The organism is Nocardioides sp. NPDC006273 (assembly GCF_040613495.1).
Taxonomy (GTDB): domain Bacteria; phylum Actinomycetota; class Actinomycetes; order Propionibacteriales; family Nocardioidaceae; genus Nocardioides.
On record NZ_JBEXSD010000072.1, the window covers coordinates 1 to 25,250 of the forward strand.

25 protein-coding genes are annotated in these 25,250 nt (G+C 68.8%); 17 read left to right on the top strand and 8 right to left on the bottom strand.

Annotation, left to right across the window (positions count from 1 at the left end; translation table 11 throughout):
* Positions 1-1,173 (top strand): HNH endonuclease signature motif containing protein (locus tag ABZZ22_RS23540; RefSeq protein WP_354936744.1); only part of this gene is annotated, 1,173 nt, incomplete at its 5' end.
* Positions 1,174-1,934: 761 nt separating this feature from the next.
* Here the strand turns inward: ABZZ22_RS23540 and ABZZ22_RS23545 are convergent.
* Positions 1,935-3,383 (bottom strand): protein kinase, encoded by a 1,449-nt coding sequence (locus ABZZ22_RS23545; RefSeq protein ID WP_354936747.1) that lies wholly within the window; start codon positions 3,381-3,383, stop codon positions 1,935-1,937.
* Positions 3,384-3,391: 8 nt separating this feature from the next.
* Positions 3,392-4,501, bottom strand: a complete 1,110-nt coding sequence (locus ABZZ22_RS23550) for a hypothetical protein (RefSeq protein ID WP_354936750.1) — start codon at positions 4,499-4,501, stop codon at positions 3,392-3,394.
* Positions 4,502-4,577: 76 nt separating this feature from the next.
* Between ABZZ22_RS23550 and ABZZ22_RS23555 the strand changes: the two genes are divergently transcribed.
* The 3 genes from ABZZ22_RS23555 to ABZZ22_RS23565 all read left to right on the top strand — a co-directional run bounded on the left by ABZZ22_RS23555 (position 4,578) and on the right by ABZZ22_RS23565 (position 8,332).
* A complete protein-coding gene (locus tag ABZZ22_RS23555) occupies positions 4,578-5,480 on the top strand; it encodes an oxygenase MpaB family protein (RefSeq protein ID WP_354936753.1) in 903 nt (300 codons plus the stop codon).
* Positions 5,481-5,566: 86 nt separating this feature from the next.
* Positions 5,567-7,189: an alkaline phosphatase D family protein gene (locus ABZZ22_RS23560; protein ID WP_354936756.1), complete on the top strand. Its 1,623-nt coding sequence runs from the start codon at positions 5,567-5,569 to the stop codon at positions 7,187-7,189.
* 105 nt (positions 7,190-7,294) lie between these two features.
* Positions 7,295-8,332, top strand: a complete 1,038-nt coding sequence (locus ABZZ22_RS23565) for a VanZ family protein (protein ID WP_354936759.1) — start codon at positions 7,295-7,297, stop codon at positions 8,330-8,332.
* An 8-nt stretch (positions 8,333-8,340) separates the two neighbouring features.
* Here ABZZ22_RS23565 and ABZZ22_RS23570 read toward each other — a convergent pair whose 3' ends face one another.
* On the bottom strand, positions 8,341-9,207 hold the full coding sequence (locus ABZZ22_RS23570; protein WP_354936762.1) for a hypothetical protein: 867 nt from the start codon (positions 9,205-9,207) through the stop codon (positions 8,341-8,343).
* Between the two features lie 404 nt (positions 9,208-9,611).
* Between ABZZ22_RS23570 and ABZZ22_RS23575 the strand changes: the two genes are divergently transcribed.
* Positions 9,612-9,977, top strand: a complete 366-nt coding sequence (locus ABZZ22_RS23575; protein WP_354936765.1) for a hypothetical protein — start codon at positions 9,612-9,614, stop codon at positions 9,975-9,977.
* Between the two features lie 24 nt (positions 9,978-10,001).
* Here the strand turns inward: ABZZ22_RS23575 and ABZZ22_RS23580 are convergent, their stop codons facing one another.
* Positions 10,002-10,487: a hypothetical protein gene (locus ABZZ22_RS23580; RefSeq protein ID WP_354936768.1), complete on the bottom strand. Its 486-nt coding sequence runs from the start codon at positions 10,485-10,487 to the stop codon at positions 10,002-10,004.
* A 233-nt stretch (positions 10,488-10,720) separates the two neighbouring features.
* Here ABZZ22_RS23580 and ABZZ22_RS23585 point away from each other — a divergent pair, with 233 nt between their 5' ends.
* From ABZZ22_RS23585 to ABZZ22_RS23615, 7 genes are all read left to right on the top strand, one after another.
* The gene (locus tag ABZZ22_RS23585; RefSeq protein ID WP_354936771.1) at positions 10,721-11,029 is read left to right on the top strand and encodes a hypothetical protein; all 309 of its coding nucleotides are present in this window, start codon (positions 10,721-10,723) and stop codon (positions 11,027-11,029) included.
* Positions 11,029-13,518 (top strand): WXG100 family type VII secretion target, encoded by a 2,490-nt coding sequence (locus ABZZ22_RS23590; RefSeq protein ID WP_354936774.1) that lies wholly within the window; start codon positions 11,029-11,031, stop codon positions 13,516-13,518. The genes ABZZ22_RS23585 and ABZZ22_RS23590 overlap by 1 nt, the downstream gene beginning before the upstream one ends.
* The gene (locus tag ABZZ22_RS23595; protein WP_354936777.1) at positions 13,515-14,345 is read left to right on the top strand and encodes a hypothetical protein; all 831 of its coding nucleotides are present in this window, start codon (positions 13,515-13,517) and stop codon (positions 14,343-14,345) included. Before ABZZ22_RS23590 ends, ABZZ22_RS23595 begins: the two co-directional genes overlap by 4 nt.
* A gap of 326 nt (positions 14,346-14,671) precedes the next feature.
* Positions 14,672-15,001, top strand: a complete 330-nt coding sequence (locus tag ABZZ22_RS23600) for a PadR family transcriptional regulator (protein ID WP_354936780.1) — start codon at positions 14,672-14,674, stop codon at positions 14,999-15,001.
* 3 nt (positions 15,002-15,004) lie between these two features.
* On the top strand, positions 15,005-15,403 hold the full coding sequence (locus ABZZ22_RS23605; RefSeq protein ID WP_354936783.1) for a DUF1048 domain-containing protein: 399 nt from the start codon (positions 15,005-15,007) through the stop codon (positions 15,401-15,403).
* Positions 15,400-16,188, top strand: a complete 789-nt coding sequence (locus tag ABZZ22_RS23610) for an ATP-binding cassette domain-containing protein (protein WP_354936786.1) — start codon at positions 15,400-15,402, stop codon at positions 16,186-16,188. Before ABZZ22_RS23605 ends, ABZZ22_RS23610 begins: the two co-directional genes overlap by 4 nt.
* Complete coding sequence (locus tag ABZZ22_RS23615) at positions 16,185-16,946, top strand: ABC transporter permease (protein ID WP_354936789.1); 762 nt, start codon at positions 16,185-16,187, stop codon at positions 16,944-16,946. The genes ABZZ22_RS23610 and ABZZ22_RS23615 overlap by 4 nt, the downstream gene beginning before the upstream one ends.
* Positions 16,947-16,973: 27 nt before the next feature.
* Here the strand turns inward: ABZZ22_RS23615 and ABZZ22_RS23620 are convergent, their stop codons facing one another.
* Complete coding sequence (locus ABZZ22_RS23620) at positions 16,974-17,774, bottom strand: metallophosphoesterase family protein (protein ID WP_354936792.1); 801 nt, start codon at positions 17,772-17,774, stop codon at positions 16,974-16,976.
* An 83-nt stretch (positions 17,775-17,857) separates the two neighbouring features.
* Between ABZZ22_RS23620 and cobU the strand changes: the two genes are divergently transcribed.
* Complete coding sequence (gene cobU / locus ABZZ22_RS23625) at positions 17,858-18,397, top strand: bifunctional adenosylcobinamide kinase/adenosylcobinamide-phosphate guanylyltransferase (RefSeq protein WP_354936795.1); 540 nt, start codon at positions 17,858-17,860, stop codon at positions 18,395-18,397.
* A gap of 120 nt (positions 18,398-18,517) precedes the next feature.
* Here cobU and ABZZ22_RS23630 read toward each other — a convergent pair whose 3' ends face one another.
* The 3 genes from ABZZ22_RS23630 to ABZZ22_RS23640 form a co-directional block, all read right to left on the bottom strand.
* The gene (locus ABZZ22_RS23630; RefSeq protein ID WP_354936798.1) at positions 18,518-19,288 is read right to left on the bottom strand and encodes an adenosylcobinamide-GDP ribazoletransferase; all 771 of its coding nucleotides are present in this window, start codon (positions 19,286-19,288) and stop codon (positions 18,518-18,520) included.
* Positions 19,288-20,337: a nicotinate-nucleotide--dimethylbenzimidazole phosphoribosyltransferase gene (gene cobT / locus ABZZ22_RS23635; RefSeq protein WP_354936801.1), complete on the bottom strand. Its 1,050-nt coding sequence runs from the start codon at positions 20,335-20,337 to the stop codon at positions 19,288-19,290. The genes ABZZ22_RS23630 and cobT overlap by 1 nt, the downstream gene beginning before the upstream one ends.
* A 203-nt stretch (positions 20,338-20,540) precedes the next feature.
* Complete coding sequence (locus tag ABZZ22_RS23640) at positions 20,541-21,287, bottom strand: IclR family transcriptional regulator (RefSeq protein WP_354936804.1); 747 nt, start codon at positions 21,285-21,287, stop codon at positions 20,541-20,543.
* A gap of 71 nt (positions 21,288-21,358) precedes the next feature.
* Between ABZZ22_RS23640 and pcaH the strand changes: the two genes are divergently transcribed.
* From pcaH to ABZZ22_RS23660, 4 genes are read left to right on the top strand one after another with little or no spacing between them, the layout of a single operon-like run.
* Positions 21,359-22,150: a protocatechuate 3,4-dioxygenase subunit beta gene (pcaH, locus tag ABZZ22_RS23645; RefSeq protein ID WP_354936807.1), complete on the top strand. Its 792-nt coding sequence runs from the start codon at positions 21,359-21,361 to the stop codon at positions 22,148-22,150.
* A complete protein-coding gene (pcaG, locus tag ABZZ22_RS23650; RefSeq protein WP_354936810.1) occupies positions 22,147-22,710 on the top strand; it encodes a protocatechuate 3,4-dioxygenase subunit alpha in 564 nt (187 codons plus the stop codon). The genes pcaH and pcaG overlap by 4 nt, the downstream gene beginning before the upstream one ends.
* Before the next feature lie 8 nt (positions 22,711-22,718).
* Complete coding sequence (locus ABZZ22_RS23655; RefSeq protein ID WP_354936813.1) at positions 22,719-23,993, top strand: lyase family protein; 1,275 nt, start codon at positions 22,719-22,721, stop codon at positions 23,991-23,993.
* Complete coding sequence (locus tag ABZZ22_RS23660) at positions 23,990-25,141, top strand: alpha/beta fold hydrolase (protein ID WP_354936816.1); 1,152 nt, start codon at positions 23,990-23,992, stop codon at positions 25,139-25,141. The genes ABZZ22_RS23655 and ABZZ22_RS23660 overlap by 4 nt, the downstream gene beginning before the upstream one ends.
* Positions 25,142-25,250 lie beyond the last annotated feature (109 nt).

Genomic DNA, 25,250 nt, shown 5'->3' on the forward strand with positions numbered 1-25,250 from the left:
ATGGATCCGACCTATTGGCGCACCAGCCAGAAGAAGGAGTTCCTCGCGAAGGTGGAGAAGCTCCAAGCCCAGCAGGCCGCGTTGACGCTGCGGGTCCTCGCTGCCTCGGGTGACATCGCCGCCGAGACCGGCGACAAAGACGCCTCCGCGTGGATGCGTGCCGAGCTGCTGGTCGACAAAGGTGCCGCGCGGACGCAGATCAAGCTCGCCCACGCTGTGACGAAGTACGAGCTGGTCTCTGCCGGCCTCGCCGAGGGTGTCCTCTCCGAGGCGAAGGCCATCGTGATCACCAAAGCCCTCGACAAGATCGAGGCTGACCCGGTCGCTACTCGCGAGGACTTGGTCCTGGCTGAGAAGTTGCTGGTCGACTACGCCGACCTGGCCACGGCCAACGAACTACAGATCGCCGGTGGACGGGTCCTGGCCAAGATCGACCCCGACCGGTTCGAAGAAGCCGAAGCCAAAGCCCTCCTCGCCGAGGAAGAACGCGCCCGGCAGAAGACCGCGCTGCGTGTGTGGGACAACGGCGATGGGACGGTCGGGTTCGACGGGGTCCTCCCGACATCGATCGGGATGCGGTTCAAGAGGCAGGTCGAGGCCTGGGCCCAACCGCGTAAGCAGCAGCTGGTGGAGAAGGGTGCACCGTTGCCGCCGTGGGAGCGGATGCTGGGCCAGGGCTTCGCGCGCCTGATCGAGACCACCGACCCGACCGCCCTGCCCCGCCACGGCGGGGACGCCACCGTGATCAACGTAGTCATCTCCCTCGAGGAACTCCGCAAGGAACTCGGCACCGCCACCCTCGGCCACGACGAGACCAACGGCACCACCATCACCGCCGCCGAAGCCCGCAAGATGGCATGCAACGCCACCATCATCCCCTGGGTCCTCGGCGGCGACAGCGAAGTCCTCGACATGGGCCGGGCCAGCAGGGTCTTCGTGCCGATCCAGCGCAAAGCACTCCGGCTCCAGCAGAAGTGCTGCCAAGCCGAAGGCTGCGACATGCCACCAGAATGGTGCGACGCCCACCATCTAGATCCATGGGCAGCCGGCGGAAGAACGGACCTGAAAGACGGGGTCCTGCTGTGTCCCCATCATCATCGTCTGGCGCACAGCCCTGCCTACGTTCATGAACGGTTGCCCGATGGCACCGTGCGGTTCACCCGCCGCCCCTAAACCGGCACGTCGAGACCACACCGCCACCGCCATCCGGCGAAGACCCCGCCTACGCGGGCACCTTCGCCTGCCCAGTGCCAGGGTGGCTCCGCATGCGCCCTCGATGTGGACCTGGGCGGCATCGCGTCAACGGCTCGGATCTCATCGACGCCATCACCAGGAGCATGAAATGACTCACGCCCTCCTGCCACCGCACACCTGCCGCCGCACACGGCGGCCATTACTCCTCGGGCCTCGGCCGCCCGTCCGGCCTGGTGCTCCCGAACCGGCGGAACTTCCCCACTCGTGCAGATCTCTCCCCACTCTCACGGAGCTTCCCCACGCTCCGGAGGGTGGGGAACCTCCGTGAGGGTGGGGGACGGTGCGAAGGAATGGGGTAACCCGTCCTGTGGGTCATCCGCCGGCTCAGGCAGCTTGTGAACGACTCACAAGGTGTCATCGTCTAGCGCAGCGCCCCCGCAGACCCTCCCCGGGCAGGACCGGCCAACCCCGGTCCCCAAGCCCGTACCCAACCCGAATTCCGCTGCGCCAAACCCCGCCGCCGACCCGATAACCAGCCAAATTTCTCGCCGGCTCCCGGTGTCAAGGACCGCGATAGCGACCGGCGAAGCCGGCGGCCGAAGGCCGTCCTTGACTCCGGGATTCGGCGTGAACACCATCCAATACAGGGTCGGCGGCCCCAGCCCATGCAACTACAGCACCACGCAGGCTTTCAGTCCGCCGCGGAATGTCAGCACCGGACGGACAACCCCGCAGGACCGCTAGCTCTGCTTGAGCAGCCCGTCGAGGATCTTCTCGCCGTTCTTGCCTTCGCCCTCACGGATGCCCTTGAACTCGTCGCGGAGCTGCTCCATCTCGCGCTTGGCGTTCTCACCCGTCTCGACGAGGTCTCGGATCTGGTCGATTTGGTCTTCCCACTCCTGGGACTGGCCGGCGTCGATGATGTTCCAGCTTTCCAGGTTCTCGCGCCAGCGGTCGAGCTTGTCGAGGCGGTTGAGGGTCTTGTTGTCCGACTTGTCGGTGGGCTCGTCGGCCGAGTTGTCAGAGCCCGAGGAGTTGTCGGAGCTGCGGTCGATGTTGTCCGAGCCGTCGGCGTTGTCGGAGCTCTGGGACGGCTGATCGGCCTCGGCGGGTGCGGGCTCGTAGGCGGCCAGCCAGGAGGCGGCGAAGACGCAGGCGACCACGATCGCCACCGCACCGAGGAGGCGGCCGGTGGGGAACTTCCGCAGCGAGGCCGGGCGCGGGGCGCGTACGGGAGGCGGGGTGGCGGGGCGGTGCATGACGCCGGTGCGGGAGTTGGGCAGCGCCATCGGCTCGTCGAGGCGCCGCTGCGGCATCGCCTGTGTCGGACGCGGCGCCTGCCCGCCGGAAAGCAGGTCGGTGGCGTCGGGGTCGGCGCCGTTGAGTACGTAGCCGAGCTCGTGCGCGACCTGGTCCATCGAGGGCCGGGCGGCCGGGTTCTTGTCGAGCATGCGAGTGACCAGGCGCGCCAGCGGCGGGGGTACCGCCCGGAAGTCGGTGATCCGCGGCACCGGCTCGCTCAGGTGCATGTGCAGGATCCTGACCGGGTGCGGGGCCGAGTAGGGCACCTTCCCAGTGAGCATCTCGAAGAGCACGCAGCCCAGCGAGTAGACGTCGGCGGGCGGGCCGACGGGGTCGCCCGCGGCCTGCTCGGGCGAGAGGTAGGACGGGCTCCCGATCACATGACCCGTCTGGGTCAGCCCGGCGTCGACCCCCGTCATGGCGTACGCGATGCCGAAGTCGAGCACGGTCAGCCGGCCGTCACCGTCGAACATCAGGTTCGCCGGCTTGATGTCGCGGTGCACCACATCGGCCCGGTGCGCGGCACCGAGGGCGCCCGCGACCTGCCGGGTGTATTCGACGGCCATGTCGATCGGCAACGCGCCGCGCTGCTGGATCGGCTCGGCCAGGGTCGGTCCTGGCAGCAGTTCCATGACCAGGAAGACGTCGTTGTCGTCGCTGCCTGCGTCGAAGATCTTGACCACGTCGTCGTGGACGACTCGGGCCGTCGAGTGCGACTCCCGACGGAACCGCTCTGCCATCGTGGGGTCGTCCACGTCGCGCAGCAGCTTCACCGCGACGTCGCGGTCGAGCACGGTGTCACGCGCCCGCCAGACCTCCCCCATACCGCCGGCTCCGAGCAGAGTGAGGAGCCGGTAGCGGCCGGCGATCGGGGAAGGCTGATCCATACCGGAAATTATGCCGGGGTCACCCACGAGCTGAAGAGCGGGATACCCTCCCAGGCTCCGCCGCGCGCGACAGCCACCACCGCGTGCGGCCGGTCGAACCTCAGATCGATCTGCCGCACCTTCGTCTCCCGCGGCGCTGCCGTGGCGGCACGGACCATCATCCCGGTCACCGCGGCCGCCTTGAAGCCTTCGCGGTCGTAGGAGGCGACCGCTTTCTGCACACAGACAGCGTCCGACTCCTCCTCGACGGCAGTCATCACACCGCGGGCGATCTCGGCGACCCCCGGCGCGGCCGACAGGTCGTGAAGATCCTCCGCGTTCCACTCCGGCAGGTGGCTGCGCCAGCGATCGGACGGAGCGCTGCCGAAGGCCGTGACCTCTTGAACCGTCCAGGCATGCCCGTCCTCGCGGTCGGCATCGCTGGCGTCGAAGGTGCGGTCGCGCACCTCACCCGCGTCGATCCTCCGGACGACCTCGTCGACCCCTCGCCACACGTCGGCGGCGGACACGCCCTCATCGGCGATCACCGAGTAGACCGAGATGCCGTCCTCGCTGGGTGGGCAGGCAACCGCGACCGACCCGGCGGCCTCGGTCTCCACCACCGCCTGGAAGCCGGTCTCGAGCAGCAGCAGTCCGTCGTCGTCGCCCTCCTCCAGCTGCTCGCTCCAGCGTGGCGTGACCACCAGCGCGGAGGCGAGGACGAGGAGGGTCCGGGCGTCGATCTCGAGCGGGAACTGCTTGATCAGACCACGAGTCTGCTCCTTGGCCCACCCGTCGAGCCCCGCCTGGTCCGGGAGCGGGTCGAGCACGATCGGCAGACCCTTGGTCAGCTCGACCCCAGCACGCAGCCAACCGGCGACCGCGGCACCTATCGTGGGGTGCGGCGCCTCCAGGAGCTTCAGTGCGGCGGCCCGCGCGTCGGCCTTGTTCAGCCCCAGGATCTCGTCCGTCTCGGTCTCCGCCGCGGGCGCCAGCGAGGCAAGCAGCAGCCACAGACCGGCGTACGAGATCACCGGGGACTCGGCGGAACCGAGAGCGGAGCGGGCGGTGGCGGCGTACGTTCGGACTGCTTCGACGGCAGCGAGGGACAGGGGCGTCTGCGTTCCCGACTTCTCCATGCGGAAGACAGTACGGGGAGAGCCACCCCAGGGCAGCAGAAAAACGATACAGTTATGTATCGAGCGAGGAGGCATCGTGGCCAAGCTGAGTTTTCAGAGGCGGGCGCGCACAGCAGGGCTGGACCCGGAGACCGACTATCAGGAGATCTCGAGGCGCCTGGGGCTCTACGAGTTTCCCTGGGACACGACACAGTCGCTGAGCTTCGCCCTGTTCCGGACCTACGCAGTGCCCTCGATCGGCCGGCTGCTGGCCGACACGCACCAGTTCACCGAGAACACCCAGAAGCGCTACGACGACACCGCGCTGCTGCTGGAGGACGCGGCGATCGAGGACCTGGACAGCCCCCGCGGCCGGGCCGCGGTGCGGCGGATCAACCAGATGCACCGGATGTACGACATCTCCAACGACGACATGCGCTACGTCCTCTCCACCTTCGTGGTGATCCCGCGGCGTTGGAACCAGGACTTCGGCTGGCGGCAGTCGACCGCCGACGAGCAGCTCGCGGCGCTGCGCTACTACCAGGCGCTCGGGAAGCGGATGGGGATCAAGGACATCCCGGCGACCTACGAGGAGTTCGAGCAGCTCCTCGACTCCTACGAGGCCGAGCACTTCGCGTACGACGAAGGCAGCCGCGCCGTCGCCGACTCGACCCTCGAGCTGCTGACGACCTTCTACCCGCGCCCGCTGGCGCCGCTCATCCGGACCTTCTCGCTCTCGCTGATGGAGCCACATCTGCTCGAGGCGTTCGGCTACCCCGAGCCCGGGCGTCTCGCGCGAGCACTGTCCCGTGGAGCGCTGAAGGGGCGGGCGCGGTTCGTCGCCCTGCTGCCGCCGCGGAAGAAACCGGCGTACGTCCGCGACATGCCCCGGATCAAGAGCTACCCGCACGGCTTCGACACCGAGGACCTCGGCACCTTCGCGCCGGGGTGTCCGGCGCACCGGCCAGCCCCTGATTCTGCTGCCGGCACCAAGCCGTAGCCCACCCCTCCCCCGCACTTCACGCGTCCTTCACCGGGCACCGCTTCGCTGTTGTCGATAACCCCCATATCGACAGGAGCACGTCCATGTCTGCCCCCAGCAACACTCCTGATCTCCGCGGCGCCCTTCGGGGCCTCGACCGCCGCCGCTTCCTGACCGTGTCGGCCGCCGCGACCGCCCTGGCCTTCACCACCGGCCTGCCGCGTACCGGCGCCTTCGCCTCCCCCGCAGCCTCGCCCTCGGCGATCACCTCCGACCCGTTTACCCTCGCGGTCGCGTCCGGCGACCCGCTGCCCGACTCGGTCCTGCTCTGGACCCGGCTCGCGCCGCTCCCGCTGGAGCCGACCGGCGGGATGCCGCCGGCACGTTTCGATGTCTCCTGGGAGGTGGCCCGCGACTCGGCCTTCAGGCGCGTCGTACGCCGCGGGGTCGCCGCCGCGCACACCGAGTTCAACCACGCCGTGCACGCCGAGGTTCGCGGCCTGCGGCCGGCGAGCGAGTACTTCTACCGCTTCCGGGTCGGCCAGTGGATCAGCCCGGTCGGGCGGACCCGGACCGCGCCGCCGGTCGGCGCTGCGGTGTCGTCGCTGACCTTCGCCCTCGCCTCGTGCCAGCGCTACGACCAGGGCTACTACACCGCGTACGGACATCTCGCCAACGAGGACGTGGACGCGGTCTTCCACCTGGGTGACTACCTCTACGAGTACGCCGTGAACGCCTCCGCCGGCGCGCGGGCCTACAGCGAGCCGCTTCCGGCGCACCTCAACCACGAGACCGTGACGCTGGACGACTACCGGGCGCGCTACGGGCTCTACAAGTCCGACCCGGACCAGATCGCCGCGCACCTGGCGCACCCGTTCATCGTCACCTGGGACGACCACGAGACCGAGAACAACTACGCCGACGACAACCCGGAGAACGCAGGTCCGCCGGAGGAGTTCCTGGTCCGTCGCGCCGCCGCGTACCGCGCCTACTGGGAGAACCAGCCGCTGCGTCTTCCGCAGCAGCCGACCGGCCCGGACCTCAAGCTGTACCGGCGGCTGAAGTGGGGCCGGCTGGCGCAGTTCGACATCCTCGACACCCGTCAGTACCGCACCAACCAGGCCAACGGCGACGGCTGGAAGGTGCCGACGGCCGAGTCCGAGGCCGAGTCGATGACGCTGCCTGGCTTCGAGCAGGAGAAGTGGCTGACCGACGGTTGGCGTCACTCCAAAGCGACCTGGAACGTCGTCCCGCAGCAGGTCACCTTCGCCCGCCGGGACAACCCCAACGGCTCCGGCACCCGCTCGATGGACTCCTGGGACGGCTACCCCGCCTCCCGCAGGCGGGTCCTCGACGGCTGGAAGGCGTCGGGGCAGTCGAACCTGATGGTGCTGACCGGCGACGTACACGTCCACTACGGACTGAACATCCACGACGACTTCGACGACCTGTCCTCTCCGGTGCTCGGGACCGAGGTCGTCACCAGCTCGATCACCTCGGGCGGCAACGGCGCCGAGCGTCCTGCCAACTGGGCCGCCTACCTGGAGCGCAACCCGCACATGAAGTTCTACAACGGCCTCCGTGGCTACACGACCATCTCGCTGGATGCTGACGGCGCGGAGATCACCTACAAGAACGTCGCCCAGGTCAGCACTCCCGGTGCGCCGCTGACAGTGGGTGGCCGGTTCTTCACAGAGGCCGGCAAGCCGGGCCTGGTCGAGGCGTAGGCGTTCGGTACGACGGGGAGAACCGCATGGGTTACCGACTGGTAAGTCGTGTCGATCTCCCCGTCGTACCGCTGGTGGGGCCGGATCCTGGCTTAGCCTGAGGCCGTGGTCAACGTGGTCGGGAACGCGGTTCTGGCGATCTTCTTCGGGGTGGGGTTGGCCGTCGCGGGGTTCGTCCCGGCTGCGGCGGTCGCCTACCGCCGCAGAGGCTCGTTCCCCCTGGGGCGGATCCTGCTCCTGCTGGCCGCTGCGATCTACGCGGTGGCGCTGTGGACCTACACGCTGGTCCCTATGCCCGAGGCGGGCTCCTTCACCTGCGCGGGGACCCACATCCATGCGTTCGGCTTCGTCGGGGACATCCTCCGCACCCGCGCCGAGATCGGCACCCGGGCCCTGCTCACCAACGCGGTGTTCCTCCAGGTGGCTCTCAACGTCATCCTGTTCGTGCCTCTGGGGTTCTTCGTCCGGGCGATCGCCGGACGCGGGATCGTGGTCGCGGGCGCACTCGGCCTCGCGACGTCCCTCCTCATCGAGACCACCCAGCTCACCGGGATCTGGGAACTGTACTCCTGCGCCTACCGCGTCTTCGACGTCGACGACCTGCTGGTCAACACCGCCGGTGCCGTGCTCGGATCGGCGATCTCGGTGCTGTTGGTGCGTCCGCACGCGCGACCGGCGCCACGCACGATCACCGTCGGTCGCCGCCTGGTCGGCATGGTCGCCGACCTCCTCGTCATCCTCGGCACCGGCGCCCCGCTGGCGCTGGCTTGGCGGGCCTGGCAGCTCTACGGGCTCGAGGTGCCGTTCGACGAGATTTCGACCACCATTCAGTTCTGGCTGCTGTGGGGCCCACCGATCGTGCTGGAAACGATTGCCGTCCTCGGCTTCGGACGCACTGTCGGGGAGTGGGTCGTCGGCCTTCGCGCGACGGCGTCGTCGGGAGTGTGGTGGCGCCGGGTCGTCAAGCTGCTGACGGGTGTCGGCGGACTGACGCTGTTGCTCATGGTCGACTTCCCCGGCTCCGGTCTCCTCCTGCTCGTCTTCGCCGTTGCGACCGTCATGGCTCTTCCCCGCACCGATGAGCATCGGGGGCTCAGCAACGTGCTCGCGGGGATGCGGGTCCGGCCGGTTCCGCCAAGCTGAGTCGTCACTCACCGACCGCTGGGCAGCGGCGAGATCTCGAGGTCTCCGGTCAGGTACGCCATGGTGGCACCGTTCGACAGCACGACCCGTCGAGCGTCATCATCTCGTCGTCGGCGCAGCGAAGTCAGGGTCTTGACCACCCGCTCGGGGTGATCGAGGAGCCAGAACCCGACCCGGACCGCCTTGCGCCGCCACCGCCGGGGCAGGAGCCGGAGCTGGTGGCGGCGCGTGGTCGACCACGACGCCGCGTCACCCCTCGCGGCGATCTCGAGGAACCGGTTCGTCACCGCGATCAGCTCGTAGCGCGAGACCTCCTCGACCACGTCCACGCGGATCTCCTTCCAGGCCACCGTGACCACCTCGCCGGAGAGCTCGACCGTCAGGCTCTCAGGCGTGATCAGGAGCGCCCGGCGCATGGTCATCGTCAACGCGTGGTCGACCACCACCACCGCGAAGAACACCGCGAACACCGTGGACAGCGCCCCGACCCCGATCAGGCCATCCCGGAACGCGAGGCCGGCGAACTGGCACAGCATTCCCACGAAGCACACGAGCATCAGCTCGCCACATATCCCCGGCCCCCGCCTGAGCCTGATCTCGATCCCGGTGCCGCCCTCCATGGGCCGGATCCGGCGCTGCGCGCGGCGGTCGCCGAGGCGGACGCCCTTCATCATCTGCACGCAGACGGCCAGCAGGACGAACATCACTCCGCAGGTGACTCCGATCAGGTACGGCCCGTTCTCACCGTCGTCAGCGACCAGGAGCCCGACGCACAGCAGGAGACCGAACAGCAGGTTGGCGAGGCTGAGCAGCGACCAACCCACCCTGCGCGCCCTCGCTTTCCAGGGCGACCCCAGATCCTCGTCCACGACCACGCGTAGACCCTATGGGCCGTACGCCGCAGCGGCTCGAAGACGGTGGCCGCGGGGGCGAACGAATTTTCGTTCGCCTGATGACGCGCCCCGGGGCCGCCTCACTGCGTTCGTGGGCGCGACCGGTACGCCCTGATGGAGGCCGCGGCCTCGTCGGCGGTGATGTCTCCGATGAGGACCCGAAGAGTGAGGCCGTCGGAGAGCGCGAGCAGCTCGATGGCGCGCGCACGTGCCTCGGCCTCGTCGAGACCGTCAGCCTCATGGATGTGGCGAGAGCGTCCTTGGTACCGAACTAGTGCTGGACGCGACCCATCGAGACCGAGGACGCCGGGGCGCGCAGGAAGCGTCGGCGCTGGCCGGCCGTCCTGATCACCGCCATCGCGGTCGTCTCGACCGGGTGTCTGGCGATGGTGCTCGGCACGAGCGGGCCGGGCGTCGGCCACTTTCGCACACCGGAAGGGCGGCAGGTCGACCCGGAGGACCCGATGGCCCGGATGATCGCTGCCGGCACGACCCACTTCGACTCCGGCAGCCTGCCGACACCCTCGCGGCTGAGCGACGAGCAGATGCGCGCACTGACGATGCCGGTGTACGTCGTCATCGCGAGCGACAAGTCCCTGGCCGGCGGCGAGGACGCGGCCGAGAAGGCCGAGCTGATCCGCACCGCGACCGTCAAGGTCTGGCCGGAGACGACCCACTCGCTGCCCATGCAGGTCGCCCCCGAGCTCGACGCCGAGCTCGAGAGGTTCTGGGCAGACGTACCTCGACGATGAACTTCATCGTCCAGCCGGGTCGTACTACGCCCAGACGCCGACGTACTCGATGAGCACCCTGAGTCCGCCGTTGAACTGGGCCGTGTTCGTGATCGCGTTGATGATGCGTACGACCCAGAAGACCGCCAGCGTGTAGCCGATCCCGAGCGCGATTCCCGAGGCGGCGGCACTGGTTCCGGCCGCTTTCGCCCGGCTCACGCCGACATGGCCGAGGACGACCGCGAGGGCGATCGGGACGATCGAGGCGATGAGCAGAAGCCCCAGGACGAGCCAGACGACCGAGCGGTCCTCCATGTTGTAGAAGGAGTTGTAGTAGCCCTGGCTGACCTTCGGGATGCCCACGATCACCCGCACCAGGGCGACGATCACCAGCGTTCCCGCTCCGAGCCCCAGCCCGGCAAGCCCGAGCCATCCTCCGCTTCGCGAAGCGCCCGCAGGTGCCGGCCGGCTTGGCGCCGGCCATGCCGGTCCTGCCGCCCCCGCCGCTGCCGCGTCGTTCGGTTGTGACATCGCGCCCTTCTTTCCATCGGAGTCGGAACGAGCTCGCCCCGGAGCGACGGGCGCCGTCCTACGACGCGACACGCTATCCCAGACAACGGGGGTCGCCGATGAGATCCGCGCGGATCCAGCGAGGCGGGCGCCGGGTCGAGAGCCCACGAGATTTTCGGCGATTTGTGTTTGAAACCCGAAATCTGGGGTAGGAGATAGTTACCAATCGCTCCGAACGTCTTGGGGGACCTCTCGTGAACATCGAAATCGTCGCGCCGCAGGTCAAGACCGCGGCCCGTTCCATCGGGACCGCGGCTGACGCTGTCGCCGGCCTCGATCTCGAAGGCCCGATGGGCAAGGTCGCCTCCGCGCTTCCGGGAAGCACCGTCGTTGGCGCCGCGAACGGCCTCAAGGCCGAGTGGAAGAGCGACAAGGACAAGTGGGTCAAGGACGCGCGTGACCACAAGCAGGCAACCATCGCCGCCGCCGACGCGATCGTTGAGGCCGACACCATCACAGCGCAAGCCGCGAAGAACCAGCGCGAGACCATGGGGTACTACTGATGACTGTCACCTACGACAAGCTGCAGAGCTGGAAGCCTGAACAACTCGACGCCGCTGCCGACGACCTCAACACGGCACGCAAGAAGCTGTTGGATCAGCAGGACGAGATGGATGCGGGCAAGGTCCCCGACACCTGGATCGGCCAGTCCGCCACGGCCGCGGAGAACCGCCACCGTCGCCTGGTCGCCTCGCTCAACGACATGGCAGCTCCCCTGTCCCAGGTCATCAATGCTCTCGATGAGGCATCCGCCTCTATCAAGAAAGCCAAGGACAACGCCGAGGCGGCGTACAACACGGCGATCGGGAAGGGGTGGAAGGTCACCTTTTCCGGCGCGACCGTGCAGATCTCGGACCCGACCCCGGACGAGGAGGACCCCGACAAAGACAACGGGACGATGGACAACCTCGCTGATGACATCGCTCGCGCGCTCGGCGATGCCGAGGCCGCTGAGAGCAGCTTGACTTCCGTCCTCAACTCCGCCAAGAAGGGTGACTACGACGGCGGCGATGGCTCCATCGAAGACGCCAGCCTCCCACCTGAACTGCGCAATCTCTCCACCGACCAACTCGTCAAGAAGATGCTCGAGGACCCGGACAAGTACGACGGTTACGTCGACGCGCTCTCGACCTATCAGCAGCAGGAGCTGGGGCGGGCACTCGCCGATGCCACCTCGGCGATATCTGACCCGAACGACACCAGCCTCTACATCGATGGCGACTGGAAATTCGATCCGGATAAGGTCGCCAAACTCAATGCGATGTTCGAGTCGTACGGCGAGCATCCCGTCGTGTCGACGGCGTTCCTCAATGACCTCGGGCCCGAGGGACTTCTCAGCCTCAACGGGTACGTCGCTCGCATGCAGGACGACGACAACTTCCCCGACTCCAACGGCGCATACCACAACACCATCAACGAAGATCTCACCAAACAGATCGGTCTGCTTCAGAAGAACCTCGGCGAGACACTCTCCGCCGGCACCGAGGGCCTCACCAAGGACGGCCAGAGCGGCACCGACACGCGCGTCTCCTCTGAGTGGGTCTCACAGCTCGTCGCAAAGGGTGACGACGTCGTGTCCGTGGGCTATCAAGGCATCGATGGCAGCGCCCCGAACAAGGCCTACGGCTACCAGGTTCTGGCCCCGCTTCTGCGATCCGCCGACAGCGGATATCTCCTCAACGAGGTCGGCGACGGAATGCTCGACTTCGAGACGAGATTCGCCCGCGACAACGGTGGCGCATCACCCTGGAACTTCCCGATCACGGACGAGGATGGCCGGATCGTCGGAGGTAACAACATGGGAGCCCTTACCAACGGCCCGGATGTCAACCAGCTCGAGGGCACCCGGCTCGACTGGACCGGCGGCTCCGGAGAGGAGGACACGGCCGGCTGGGACCCCATGGGAGCCCTCCTCGACGGCTTCTCCAACAACCCCGACGCCGCGCGGGACTTCTTCGACGGTCCCAACGTCAACGCCGGGGAAGGGAACACACGCCGAGTCGACTACCTCCTCACCGATCGCACCTGGCCTTCGGACGAGATCGCCTGGCAGGGCCGGCCTATGGACCATCCCATCGGCGAAGGCCCGACGGGCACATCGGCACTCGGAGACGCGCTCAAGGCCGCGACCATGGACGACTCCGTCGACGATGGCGACCGTAAGCAGATCGGCCACCTTCTCGACGACATTGTGACGTCGACGGCGCAGGACAACTCGTTGGCCCAGGACTCCGCTCACAAGACCGAGAACCCGGGGTCGGTGGATGCAATCCGTCCGGAACTGCGCGATGACCTAGGCGAAGTCTTCGGATTCCATGCCGAGACGATGCACGAGTCGATGTCGAGCGCGAGGGAGATCAGCGGCGACGGGTCGTTCGGCCCGTACGGTGCGACATATTCCGAGGGCGACATGCGCCGATTCCTCCTCGATCTCGGGAAGGACCCGGAGGCCTACGAGACCGTGCGTCACGCTGAATACGCCGAGACACAGCGCCAACTCACCGCCGATCTCAATGACGGCAAGGCAGACCTCGACCGCCTAGTCAACGAACACACGGGCGGCATGAGCGACATTCTCGGCGCCCTCGACTACGGCGCGAACAAGGCCGATATTCTTGACACCCTAACTGCCGACAAGGAACACAACGACGACGTGTCGAAGAAGGCGGGCATCGCTCGCGAGATCGCAGGCTTGATCCCCACAGATGTCGCCAGCAAGACGGTGCCGGGAGCCGGATGGGCACTCGACAAGGGGGTCAGCTCTGCGATCGATGCATGGGAGCAGGCGAATCTCCACGACCGCACAGGCCAGACCACTTACGATATGGGCGAGCTGATCGAGGCACGCAAAGCGATGGCAAAGAGCTACATCGCAGAGATACTCGCGGAGAACGGCATCCCCGACGGAGAAGTTCCGGGCCTCATCGAGGGCGTGGAAACCCAGTACCAGTCCGGGTACGACGAGGCGCACAAGTTGGTGAATCCTGCATGAGATCACCGACGGCCATCGCCAGCGCAATCGCTCTTGCCCTTGTAGTCGCCTTGGGCGGATGTGGCGGCGCGGACAAAAAGTCTGAGACTCTCAGCCCGTCCGTTCGTGAAGACCTCGCGAAAGACGACTCACCTGAGACACTAGGCCGGTTGGCGACCTACCTGCAGGAGCATCCTGATGCGGAGATCGACGCCGACCTCATTGACGAAGCCGCGGACTTATTGGTTCAGAGCATGCCCGCTGTCCGAGAGACCATTGCAGATTCGGGAAGTCCATCGAGTCTTGATACTGATCCAGGTGGTCTGCTTCGCGTAGCGCTCCAGGTCGCCGACGACGAGGCTGAGGCCAAGGCTGTTCTGAACGCGGTCACCGCGTCGGCGATCGACGAAACCGAGAAGGCCACGGCAGCGTATGTCACGACCCCGTCCACCAGCGCCCGACTCGACGCCTCTCTCGCAGACAGCATGGTGGCCTCAGGAGCGCTTGCGACGGCGCTGGGTGTGGACTCCTACGAAACGCCCGCTGACCTGACAGACGTTCTGGCGTACCTCGTCGACGGAACGGAACCGTCAGACCTGGCTCCTGGTGTGCCTCTCGCGATTCGGACCATCGTCGCTGCGAACTATCTCCATGCACCGGAGGAATCACTATCCAGCGCGCTCGCCGGTCGCCCTCGTTTCGACCAGCCCGGCGTCGTAGACGAAATCCCGAAGTGGACCGACTCGACGACGTCCCCGATCCCAGCAGCGAATCTCCCCGGAACCGCTGAGGCGCTTGAGACGAGCTGGGGCGCGGGAGAGGATCTGGCGAACGCTGCCCGACAGTGACACGAACGAGTACTTCGTTGGCCCATATGGGCCTCGGCGCCAGAGCACTCGTCGCTGACCCTCCACATCGCCAAGGCGAATGCGAGTCGGCTGCCAATCCACATCGGCCATCACCAAAGACCAGGTCGCAAAGGTGGCCGGGGGCCAAGAAGAGCAGCGACAAGAACGCCGAGTAAGTCCCACCCAGCGGCGCTGGTACGACGGTTGAGGCCTTCGTACCAGCGCCGCCGGCATTTCTGCCGGCGATAAGGGCTTGCGCCGGAGCCACTACTCAGCGCTACTATGTACTGGTAGTCAGCAACACTGAGTAGTGGAGGAGGTGCTCGATGGGCAAGCAGATGACCGAGATGCTCAAGGGGACGCTCGAGGGAATCGTGCTGGCGTTCCTGACCGGCAACCCGGCGTACGGGTATGAGATCACCGCCTGGCTGCGGAGCCAGGGGTTCACCGACATCGCCGAGGGCACGGTCTACGCGCTGCTGGTCCGGATCGAGAAGAACGGACTGGTGGACGTCGAGAAGCGGCCGAGCGAGAAGGGGCCGCCGCGCAAGGTCTACTCGCTCAACGCAGATGGCGAGAAGCACCTCGAAGAGTTCTGGACCACCTGGGGGTTCCTGGCCGAACGGCTCGAGAACCTCCGTACCGAAGGGAAGTAAGAGATGTCCATCCGATCAATGTTCGAAGCCGTCGTCGGCGAGCTCGGACTGAAGAAGCGCTGGCGGCAGCTCAAGGCCCGCAAGCAGCAGCTCCCTGAGAACCACCGCAAGGCGCACGACGCGGTCGAGCGCTACCTGATGTACTCCGCCGGCATCTCCGACGGCGCGATCGTGACGGCGATGGCCGAAGACCTCCTCGAGCTCTTCGAGCAGGGTGCCGCCGACGGCACCCCGGTCAGCGCGATCGTCGGCGACAACCCGGTCGAGTTCGCCGAGGAGTTCGCCAGCAACTACTCCGAGGGCGCCTGGATCAAGAAGGAGCGCGCCCGGCTCGAGGACGCCATCAACTCGATCACGGACGGTGATCTCGACAAGCTCGATCACCGGAAGGAGGAGTCATGAGCGCGACAGCTGCCATCTCCGTACGAGGACTGGAGAAGTCCTACAAAGGTGGACCTCGACAGGCTCGATCACCGGTTCTGAAGGGTGTCGACTTCGAGGTGGCGCGGGGCAGCATCTTCGCGCTGCTCGGGTCGAACGGAGCCGGAAAGACCACGGTCGTACGCATCCTCTCGACGCTCCTGAAGCCTGATGCCGGCACGGCGCTGGTCGAGGGTGCCTCAGCCGTCGACGATGCGCAGCAAGTGCGGGAGGCGATCTCGCTGACCGGCCAGTTCGCGGCGGTCGACGAGATCCTGACCGGGCGGGAGAACCTGGTCCTGGTCGCGAAGCTGCGGCATCTCCCCTCCCCCGGTGACGTGGCCGACGGGCTGCTGAAGCGCTTCGACCTGGTCGAGGCGGGCGCCCGAAAGGTCGCGACCTACTCCGGCGGCATGCGGAGGCGGCTGGACATCGCGATGTCACTGATCGGCTCGCCGTCGGTGATCTTCCTCGACGAGCCGACCACCGGACTGGACCCGGAGTCGCGCATCGAGGTGTGGCGGGTCGTTCGTGAGCTGACCGCGCAGGGCACGACCGTCCTGCTCACCACGCAGTACCTGGAAGAGGCCGAGCAGCTCGCCGACCGGATCGCCATCCTGCACGGCGGGACGATCATCGCCAACGGAACCCTCGCCGAGCTCAAGGCGATGCTGCCGCCGGCGAAGGTCGAGTACGTCGAGAAGCAGCCGTCGCTGGAAGAGATCTTTCTTTCGCTCACCGGCTCCACCAAGGGAGGACAGTCATGACCAAGCACGCTTTCGCCGATGCCGGCACCCTGCTGGGGCGCTCGCTACGGCACATCACCCGCAGCCCGGACACGATCATCACCACTGCGCTCACCCCGATCGCGATGATGCTGCTCTTCGTCTACGTGCTGGGCGGCGCGATCCGGACCGGCACCGACAACTACGTCAACTACGTGCTGCCGGGGATCATGATCATGGCGATCGCCTCGGGGATCGCGTACACCGCCCTTCGGCTCTTCACCGACATGAAGAGCGGGATCTTCGAGCGGTTCCAGTCGATGCCGATCGCCCGCTCCGCGGTGCTGTGGGCGCACGTCGGGACCTCGATGGTGGCCAACATGCTGACCATGGTGATCATCCTGGGCGTCGCGTTCGTGATGGGGTTCCGCACCTCGGCGGACCTGGGCGCCTGGCTCGCGGTCACCGGGATCCTGGCGCTGCTCACCCTGGCGCTGACCTGGCTCGCGGTCATCCCCGGCCTGGCGGCACAGACCATGGAGGGGGCCACCGGGTTCTCCTACCCGCTGATCTTCCTGCCGTTCATCAGCTCGGCGTTCGCGCCGACGGAGACGATGCCCGGCCCGGTGCGCGCCTTCGCCGAGAACCAGCCGGTCACCTCGATCGTCAACACCATCCAGGCACTCTTCGCGGGGCAGCCGGTCGGTGACGACATCTGGGTCGCGCTGGCCTGGTGCGTGGGCATCCTGGTCGTCTCGTACGTCGCCGCGATGGCCGTCTACCGGCGCAAGATCAGTTGACGGATTCGAGCACGGTGAAGAGCCGATCTACCCCTTCCGGTGGTAGGTCGGCTGCTCGCCGTTCTCGACACCGCTCCTGAGATTGCCCCGGTAGAAGCCCGTCCGCAGCTCGTAGGTGTATTCGGTGAGCTCTGGCATGCCGACGCCGGCGGCGTACTCGATCTCGGCGTCCACGTCGTAGGGAACCCGGACCCACTGGATGCCGAACGGAGCCTCCTGGTCGCTGTCCAGCACGCCCTCGAGAATCACGTAGACCGGGGTCGGGTCGCTCATGCAGTTGCCGACGCTGCCGGTGTTGAAGACGGTGCGGCGATCCCGGTCGGTCTCGTAGTAGGGGTCGTGGGTGTCGGCGTAGCCGACGATGTCGGGCTCGGGCACGTCGAGACCGGTCGCCTCGGTGTTCCGGAACAGCCCCAGGAACTCTTGCTCGTCGTGGTCGAACCTGACCCGTCGGTGGACGGTCTCCTCCGAGGCGTGGAAGAGCCTGATCCGGCGGCCGCTGAGGGTGAAGTCGTGAGAGAACGGGAGGGTACGCAGCCACTCGGCCTGCTCCCACGCCTGCAGCCGCCACCACATCAGCCCGACCGACTCGCGGCCGAAGTCGGGCTGCGGAGCCAGCAGGAAGTCCTCCCAGTTGCCGAGGAGGTTGACCTCGCATCTCTCCCTGCAGATCTCGGCGACCTCGCGCCCTCGCGGTCCCTTGCCGATGTAGTCGCCGAGGTTGAAGATCCTGGTGATCCCTCTCGCCTCGATGTCGGCGAGGGCTGCTTCGAGGGCGGTGAGATTGCCGTGCACGTCCGAGATCAGCGCGATCCGCTCTGGGGTCATGGGCCGAAGGCTAGAACACCGGTGGTCGAGCTTGTCGAGACCTTCCCCCGAAGCAGGGGCCCCGAAGCCCTAGGCTGTTCCGGGTGAGGATTCTGGTGACCGGTGGGGTGCGGTCGGGGAAGTCGCGGCATGCCGAGTCGCTGCTCGCGGCCGCGCCGTCGGTGGCCTACGTCGCGCCGGGGCCGACGCTCGAGGAGGAGCCGGATCCGGACTGGGCCGCCCGGCTGGCCTCGCATCGGGTCAGGCGGCCGGGCCGGTGGCGTACGGTCGAGTCGCGGGATCTGGCCGGCGCGCTGAGCGCGGAGCTGACCGCGGGCGACGCGGTGATCGTCGACTGCCTGGGCACCTGGCTCACCGCCGTCATGGACGCCCGCGGCCTGTGGGAGGCCACCTCGGAGGAGGCGACCGCGGTCGTCTCGGCATTGGTCGATGACGCGGCAGCGGTGCTCGAGCAGCAGCGCGGCGATGTGGTTCTGGTGACCAACGAGGTCGGCCTCGGGGTCGTGCCGGCCCATCGCTCGGGCCGCCTCTTCCGGGACCTGCTCGGGCTGGTCAACCAACGGCTGGCCGCGGTCTGCGACGAGGTACATCTCGTCATCGCCGGGCGAGTCCTGAAGCTCTGACCTCCCCCCGCTGGTCGAGCCGCCGGAGCCGCTAGGCGGAGGCGTCTCGAGACCAACACAGTCCCATCTGCGATCGAGGTGACCGTGTTGGCCTCGACCTGCGGGACGCGTCACGGCATGTCAGGCCAGGGTGACGAGCACTGCTGCCAGTGCGGCTTCGACGGCTGCGCCGAAGACGTCGCCGGTCACTCCCCCGAACCGCCGGACCGCCCGCAGGATGATCGCGCCGGCGACGGCCGCGGCAACGGCGACTGCGAGGGCTCCTCGCCACCACGGCAGGCCCGCCCAGGCACCGGTGCCGGCGAGCGCAGCGGCGACGACGGTCCAGACGACCACCGTGACGAGGGGCGGCACGGTCTGGGTGAACGTACGCCCCAGCCCGTCCTCGCGCGCCGGCCTGATGCCGCGGGTGCAGCACAGGGACAGCGCCGCGCGCGAGGCACAGACGGCGACGAGGACGAGGACGGCCAGGCGTACGCCACCCTCGCCCGCCAGCACCGAGGTCAGCCCGGCCACCTGGAGGCCGAGGACGAGGACGATCGCGGTGACGCCGGCGGGGCCGGAGGTGCCGGTCTTCATCACCTGAAGTGAGCGCTCGCGGTCGTAGGAGGCGGCCATCCCGTCGACCGTGTCGGCCAGACCGTCGAGGTGGAGCGCTCGGTTGCCGACGACCACGACGCCGATCGCGAGCAGGGCGGTGACCAGGTGCGGCAGTCCGGCGAGTTGCCCCACGAGTGCGACAGCGGCAGCACCTAGCGCGAGCGGAAGCGAGGCCAGCGGCGCCAGCACCATCGCCACCCCGGCGCGGCGCCGGTCGACGTGCTCAGGAGGCGGCACGGGCATCGCGGTCAGCGTGCCGACCGCGAGACGCCAGGCGTCCCGCACGAGCATCAGGCAGGGTCTCCCGGTGCGAGCTCGGAGAGCAGGGCGACGTCACGCAGCAGGGCGACAGCGCTGCGGACGACCGGCACGGCGGCGACCGCACCGGAGCCCTCGCCGAGCCGAAGGTCGAGGTCGAGCAGCGGCTCCAGACCGAGCTTCTCCAGGGCCAGCGACTGGGCCGGCTCGGTGGAGCGGTGACCGGCGGCGTACCACTTCGCGGCACCGGGCTCGACCCGGTCGGCGGTGAGCGCGCAGGCGACGCTCATCAGGCCGTCGAGGAGGACAGGGACGCCGTTGCGGGCGGCCTCGAGGAGGTAGCCGGTCGTCGCGGCGAGGTCGGCGCTGCCGAGCGCGGCGAGGGTCTCGATCGGATCGTCGGCGCGCTCGCCGGCTCGTGCGAGGGCGGTGGTGATGACGTCGGACTTGGTCCGCATCGCGTCGTCGCCGATGCCGGTCCCACGGCCGGTGACCTCGCTCGCGGGCAGCCCGAGCCCGGCGGCCACCATCGCCGCCGCAGGGGTGGTGTTGCCGATGCCCATGTCACCGCTGATCAGCAGCTGGGCACCGGCGGCGATCTCCTCGCGGGCCACCGCGGCGCCGGCCTCCAGCGCGGCCCGGGTCTCCTCGGCGCTCAAGGCGTCCTCGAGGTGGATCGCACCGCTCGCGCGTCGGATCTTGTGGCGGGTCAACGCCTCCCGGGTCGTCGCGTCGAGATCCTCGAACTCCTCGTCGACACCGAGGTCGAGCACCCTGACCTGGACGCCGTGCGCCTTGGCGAGCGCGCTGACCCCGGCGCGCCCGCTCAGGAACGTACGCACCATCGCGCCCGTGATCGCCGGCGGGAACGCCGAGACCCCGTGCTGCGCGACGCCGTGGTCACCGGCGAAGATCACCAGCCGGACGTTCTCGATCGGTCGCGGCGGCACCTCGCCCTGGCACGCCGCCACCCAGACCGCCAGCTCGCCGAGGCGGCCCAGGGCGCCGGGCGGCGTGGCGAGGGCTCCGAGGCGCTCGGCTGCCTGGTTGCGTACGTTGTCGTCTGGAGTCCGGATCGTCACCTCGGCAAGGTACCCCAAGGGGTTGAGGCCGGTCCCCGCTGGTTGAGCCGCGAGCGCCAGCGAGCGTGTCGAAACCAACACAGTCGCTGTCGCGCTCGAATCGACTGTGTTGGTCTCGACACGCCTCCGCCTAGCGGCTCCGGCGGCTCGACCAGCGGGGCCGGCGCTCGACCAGCGGGGCCGGCGGCTCGACCGACGGGCGGCTACGGGAGAGCGCGGGAGGCGCCCTGGGCGGCGACCTTCAGTGCGGAGACGAGGCGGAGACGGTGGCGCCGCAGGGCGGAGACGACGATGCCGAGGGAGCCGACGACGACGCCGGACGAGTCGGTGATCGGGACTGCGACCGAGCAGGCGCCGAGGGTCATCTCCTCGGCGGTGGTGGCGTACCCCTCGGTGATCACCCGGTCGAGCTGGCGGCGCAGCAGGCCCGGGGTGGTGATGGTGTGGCGGGTGAACGGCTTCAGCGGACCGGACAGCACTCGGCTGCGTACGTCCTCGGGGGCATGGGCCAGAAGCACCTTGCCGACGCCGGTGGAGTACATCGGGAGGCGGGATCCGACCGAGGAGACGATGGGTACGTTGCGGGTGCCGCGGAGCGTCTCGAGGTAGAGGACGTGGTCGTCCTCGCGGACGGCGAGATGGACCGTCTCCAGCGTGGCGCCGTAGAGGTCGTGGAGGAACGGGGCCGCGACCGAGCGGAGGTCGGTGGCGACCGGGGCGAGCAGGCCGGCGTCCCATAGCCGACGGCCGACGGCGTACGTCCCGTCCTCTTCTCGGACCAGAGCACCCCACTCGACCAGCTCGGCGACCAGCCGGTGGGCGGTCGGGAGGGAGAGGTCCGCGCGGGCGGCGAGCTCGCTCAGGGTGAGCCGGCGGTGGGCGGGATCGAAGGCACCGATGAGACCGAGGACCCGGGACGCGACCGTACGGCCTGCACTGCCACCTGCCATTCGACCGCTCACTTTCGCTCACCGGAAGTCCGTGCTTTCATCGTACGCGCCCGCCACCTAGCGTTCGGAACGTGACAGCGCCCACCAAGAAACAGCCAGTCGAGACCCAGGCGGACCTCTCGGCCGAGATCGCCGAGCGCGAGAGGCTCAGCGTCGAGGCGGACGCAGCGGGCCAGCACGTAGGTCAGCCGCTGCTGGACTACCCGCCCTACCGCTCCAGCATCCTGCGCCACCCCACCAAGGACCCGCGCCACGCGGACCCCGAGACCATCGAGCTGTGGTCGCCGTGCTTCGGGCACTCCGACGTCGACCCGCTCGAGGCCGATCTGACCATCGCCGGCAGCAACGAGCCGATCGGCGAGCGGATCACGGTCAGCGGCCGCGTGACCGACGGCGAGGGGCGCCCCGTGCGCAACCAGCTCGTCGAGGTCTGGCAGGCCAACTCCGCCGGCCGCTACATCCACAAGCACGAGCAGCACCCGGCGCCGCTCGACCCCAACTTCACCGGCGTCGGCCGCTGCCTCACCGACGACGAGGGGCGCTACCGCTTCCAGACGATCAAGCCCGGCCCGTACCCGTGGGGCAACCACATCAACGCCTGGCGACCGGCGCACATCCACTTCTCGCTCTTCGGCCGTGCGTTCACGCAGCGCCTGATCACGCAGATGTATTTCCCCAGCGACCCGCTCTTCGCGCTCGACCCGATCTACCAGTCGATCACCTCGCAGAAGGCGCGCGAAGCCCTGGTGGCGTCGTACGACCATGACCTCTCCACCCCGGGATACTCGATGGGCTACAGCTGGGACATCGTCCTGACCGGCCCGAGCCGCACCTGGACCGAGCCCGAGGAGGGCGACCTGTGAGCACCTCAAGGATTCCCACCCCCGGCCAGACCATCGGCCCGTTCTTCGGCTACGCCCTCCCCTACGAGGGTGACGCGGACCTGGTCCCGCCCGGCAGCCCGGGCTCGATCCGGCTGCACGGCTGGGTCTACGACGGCGCCGGGAACCCGATCCCCGACGCGCTGATCGAGATCTGGCAGACCGACGCCGAGGGCAACGTCCCCCAGGCCGAGGGATCGCTGCACCGTGACGGCTGGACCTTCACCGGCTGGGGCCGCGCCGCCACCGACCTGAACGGCCACTACACGTTCTCGACGGTGGTCCCTGGCGCCTCCGAGGAGGGCAAGGCGCCGTCCGCTGCACCTTTTTTTGGGGTCACCGTCTTCGCCCGCGGGCTGCTCGACAAGCTGCACACCCGGATCTACCTGCCCGAGCACGCCGCCAACGCCGGCGACCCCTTGCTGGTGTCGCTGTCCGAGGACGAGCGTGCGACGCTGGTGGCCACTGCGGACGCAACCGGGTTGCGATTCGACATCCACCTCCAGGGCGACCGCGAGACCACTTTTCTCACCTACCGTTGAGGAGTCGAATGTCGCTGCTGTGGCCAGGCGAGGAGCGCGCCGGGGATCTCTTCTCCGAAGCGGCCTACCTCGCCGCGATGGTGCGGGTCGAGGAGGCCTGGCTGGCCGCGACGGTCTCCGCCGGGATCGCCCCGGAGGAAGCGCGTACGCCGCTGGCCGGCCTGGTCTCACCGGACGACGTCCCGGCGCTGGCTGACGGTGCCGAGGCCGGGGGCAACCCGGTCATCGGGCTCGTGAAACTGCTGCGCGGCCGCCTCGAGGGCGAGCCCGCGCGCTGGCTCCACAAGGGGCTGACCAGCCAGGACGTGGTGGACACCGCGATCGTGCTCTGCCTGGCCGATGTGCTCGACCGGGTCGAGGAAGAGCTCGCCGCGCAGGCCGCCTCACTGGTCGGTCTCGCGCGGGAGCATCGCGCCACCGTGATGGCCGGTCGCACCCTGACCCAGCACGCGGTGCCGATCACCTTCGGCCTCAAGGCGGCGACCTGGCTCTCCGGCCTGACCGACGCCGCCGAGGCTCTCCGACGCGCGCGGACGTCCCTGCCCGCCCAGGTCGGTGGCGCCGCCGGCACCCTGGCGGCGGTCGTCGGGATGGCCCGGCTCCGTGGTCTCGGCGAACCCGTCGCCGCCGCGGAGACCGCTGCCGCCACCACGGCGACCACCCTCGGGCTGACCCCGCGGGCGCCGTGGCACACCAACCGCGCCCCGCTGACCGCGGCCGCCGACGCGCTGGTCACCGCCGCCGACGCCTGGGGCCGGATCGCCGGCGACATCACCCTGCTCACCCGCCCGGAGATCGGCGAGCTCGCCGAACCGGCCGGAGAGGGACGCGGCGGCTCCTCGACCATGCCGCACAAGTCCAACCCGGTGCTCTCGGTCCTCGTCCGCCGCCACGCCCTCGCCGCTCCCCCGCTGGCCGCGACGCTCCACACCGCCGCGGCGAGCTACGTCGACGAGCGCCCCGACGGCGCCTGGCACGTCGAGTGGGAGGCCCTGGCGACCCTCGCGCGCCGCAGCGTCGTGGCCGCCTCGCAGACCACCGAGCTCCTCGGCGGGCTGCGCGTCGACGCCGCCCGGATGCGCGCCACCGCCGAGGGCGCGGGAGCGGACCTGCTGGCCGAGCAGAGGTCGCTGACCGGGTTCGTGGGTGGCGAGATCCTCGCCGGGTCCGAGGCCGCAGCCGGGCTCGATGACTATCTGGGCGCGGCCGATACCCTCATCGACTCCGCCGTCACCCGCGCCCACGAGATCTGGAAGACCGAACTTCGAAAGGATGGGTCATGACGCCGAGGATCACCCCTGTCGAGCTGGCCGGAGACCCGAGCAAGCCGCTCCTGGTCGTCGGCCCGTCCCTCGGCACCTCAGTGACCGCGCTCTGGGCCGCCACCGCCAAGCTGCTCGCGGACAGCTTCCACGTCATCGGCTGGGAGCTACCGGGCCACGGGCACGGCGCCCCCACCACCGACGCCTTCTCCATGGCTGACCTCGCCGCGGGCGTGCTCGCCTGCGTCGACAGGGTCCTCACCGACCGCGGCGAGCGCCACGGCGCCTTCGCCTACGCCGGCGACTCGGTCGGCGGGGCCGTCGGTCTGCAGCTGCTGCTCGACGCGCCCACCCGGGTGAGTGCCGCCGTGCTCACCAACACCGGCGCCAAGATCGGCGAGCCCGAGGGCTGGAACGACCGCGCCGAGACGGTACGCACCGCCGGCACCGCGTCCCAGATCGCCGGCTCCACCCAGCGCTGGTTCGCCCCCGGTTTCCTCGAGCGGGAGCCCGCCCGAGGCGGCGCGCTGCTCCACTCGCTGCGCGACGCCGACGCGGAGAGCTATGCGCTGGTCTGTGGAGCGCTGGCGGCGTACGACGTCCGCGGGCGGCTCGCCGAGATCGCCGCACCGGTCCTGACTGTCGCGGGAGTCGAGGACGCCCCGACACCGCCGGCCTCGCTCGAGGAGATCGCCGTCGGGGTGCGGAACGGTCGGCTCGTCTCGCTCGACGGCGTCGGTCACCTCGCGCCCGCAGAGGCACCGAACACCGTCGCCACCCTGATCACCTCTCACGTGAGCGCGGCGGACCCTAGCTATGCGGCCGGGATGAACGTACGCCGCCAGGTGCTCGGCGACGCGCACGTCGACCGGGCCACCGCCGCGATCACCGACGTCACCCGCGACTACCAGGATCTCATCACCCGCTACGCCTGGGGCACGATCTGGACCCGCCCCGGCCTGGCTCGTCGCGACCGCTCGATCGCCGTGCTCACCGCCCTGGTCGCCGGACGGCACTTCGAGGAGCTCGAGTTCCACCTCCGTGCCGCTCTCACCAACGGGCTGACCCGCGAGGAGATCATCGAGGTGCTCCTGCAGACCTCGGTCTACGTCGGCGTACCGGCAGCCAACAGCGCCTTCGCCGTCGCCAACCGGGTCCTGAACGACTGATCGCCCCCGCTGGTCGAGCCGCCGGAGCCGCTATGCGACCGAGTGAGGCCGCCCGGCGAGCTTGCTCGTCCGGGCGTGCCGAGCGAGGGAGCACCCGAGCGAAGCGAGG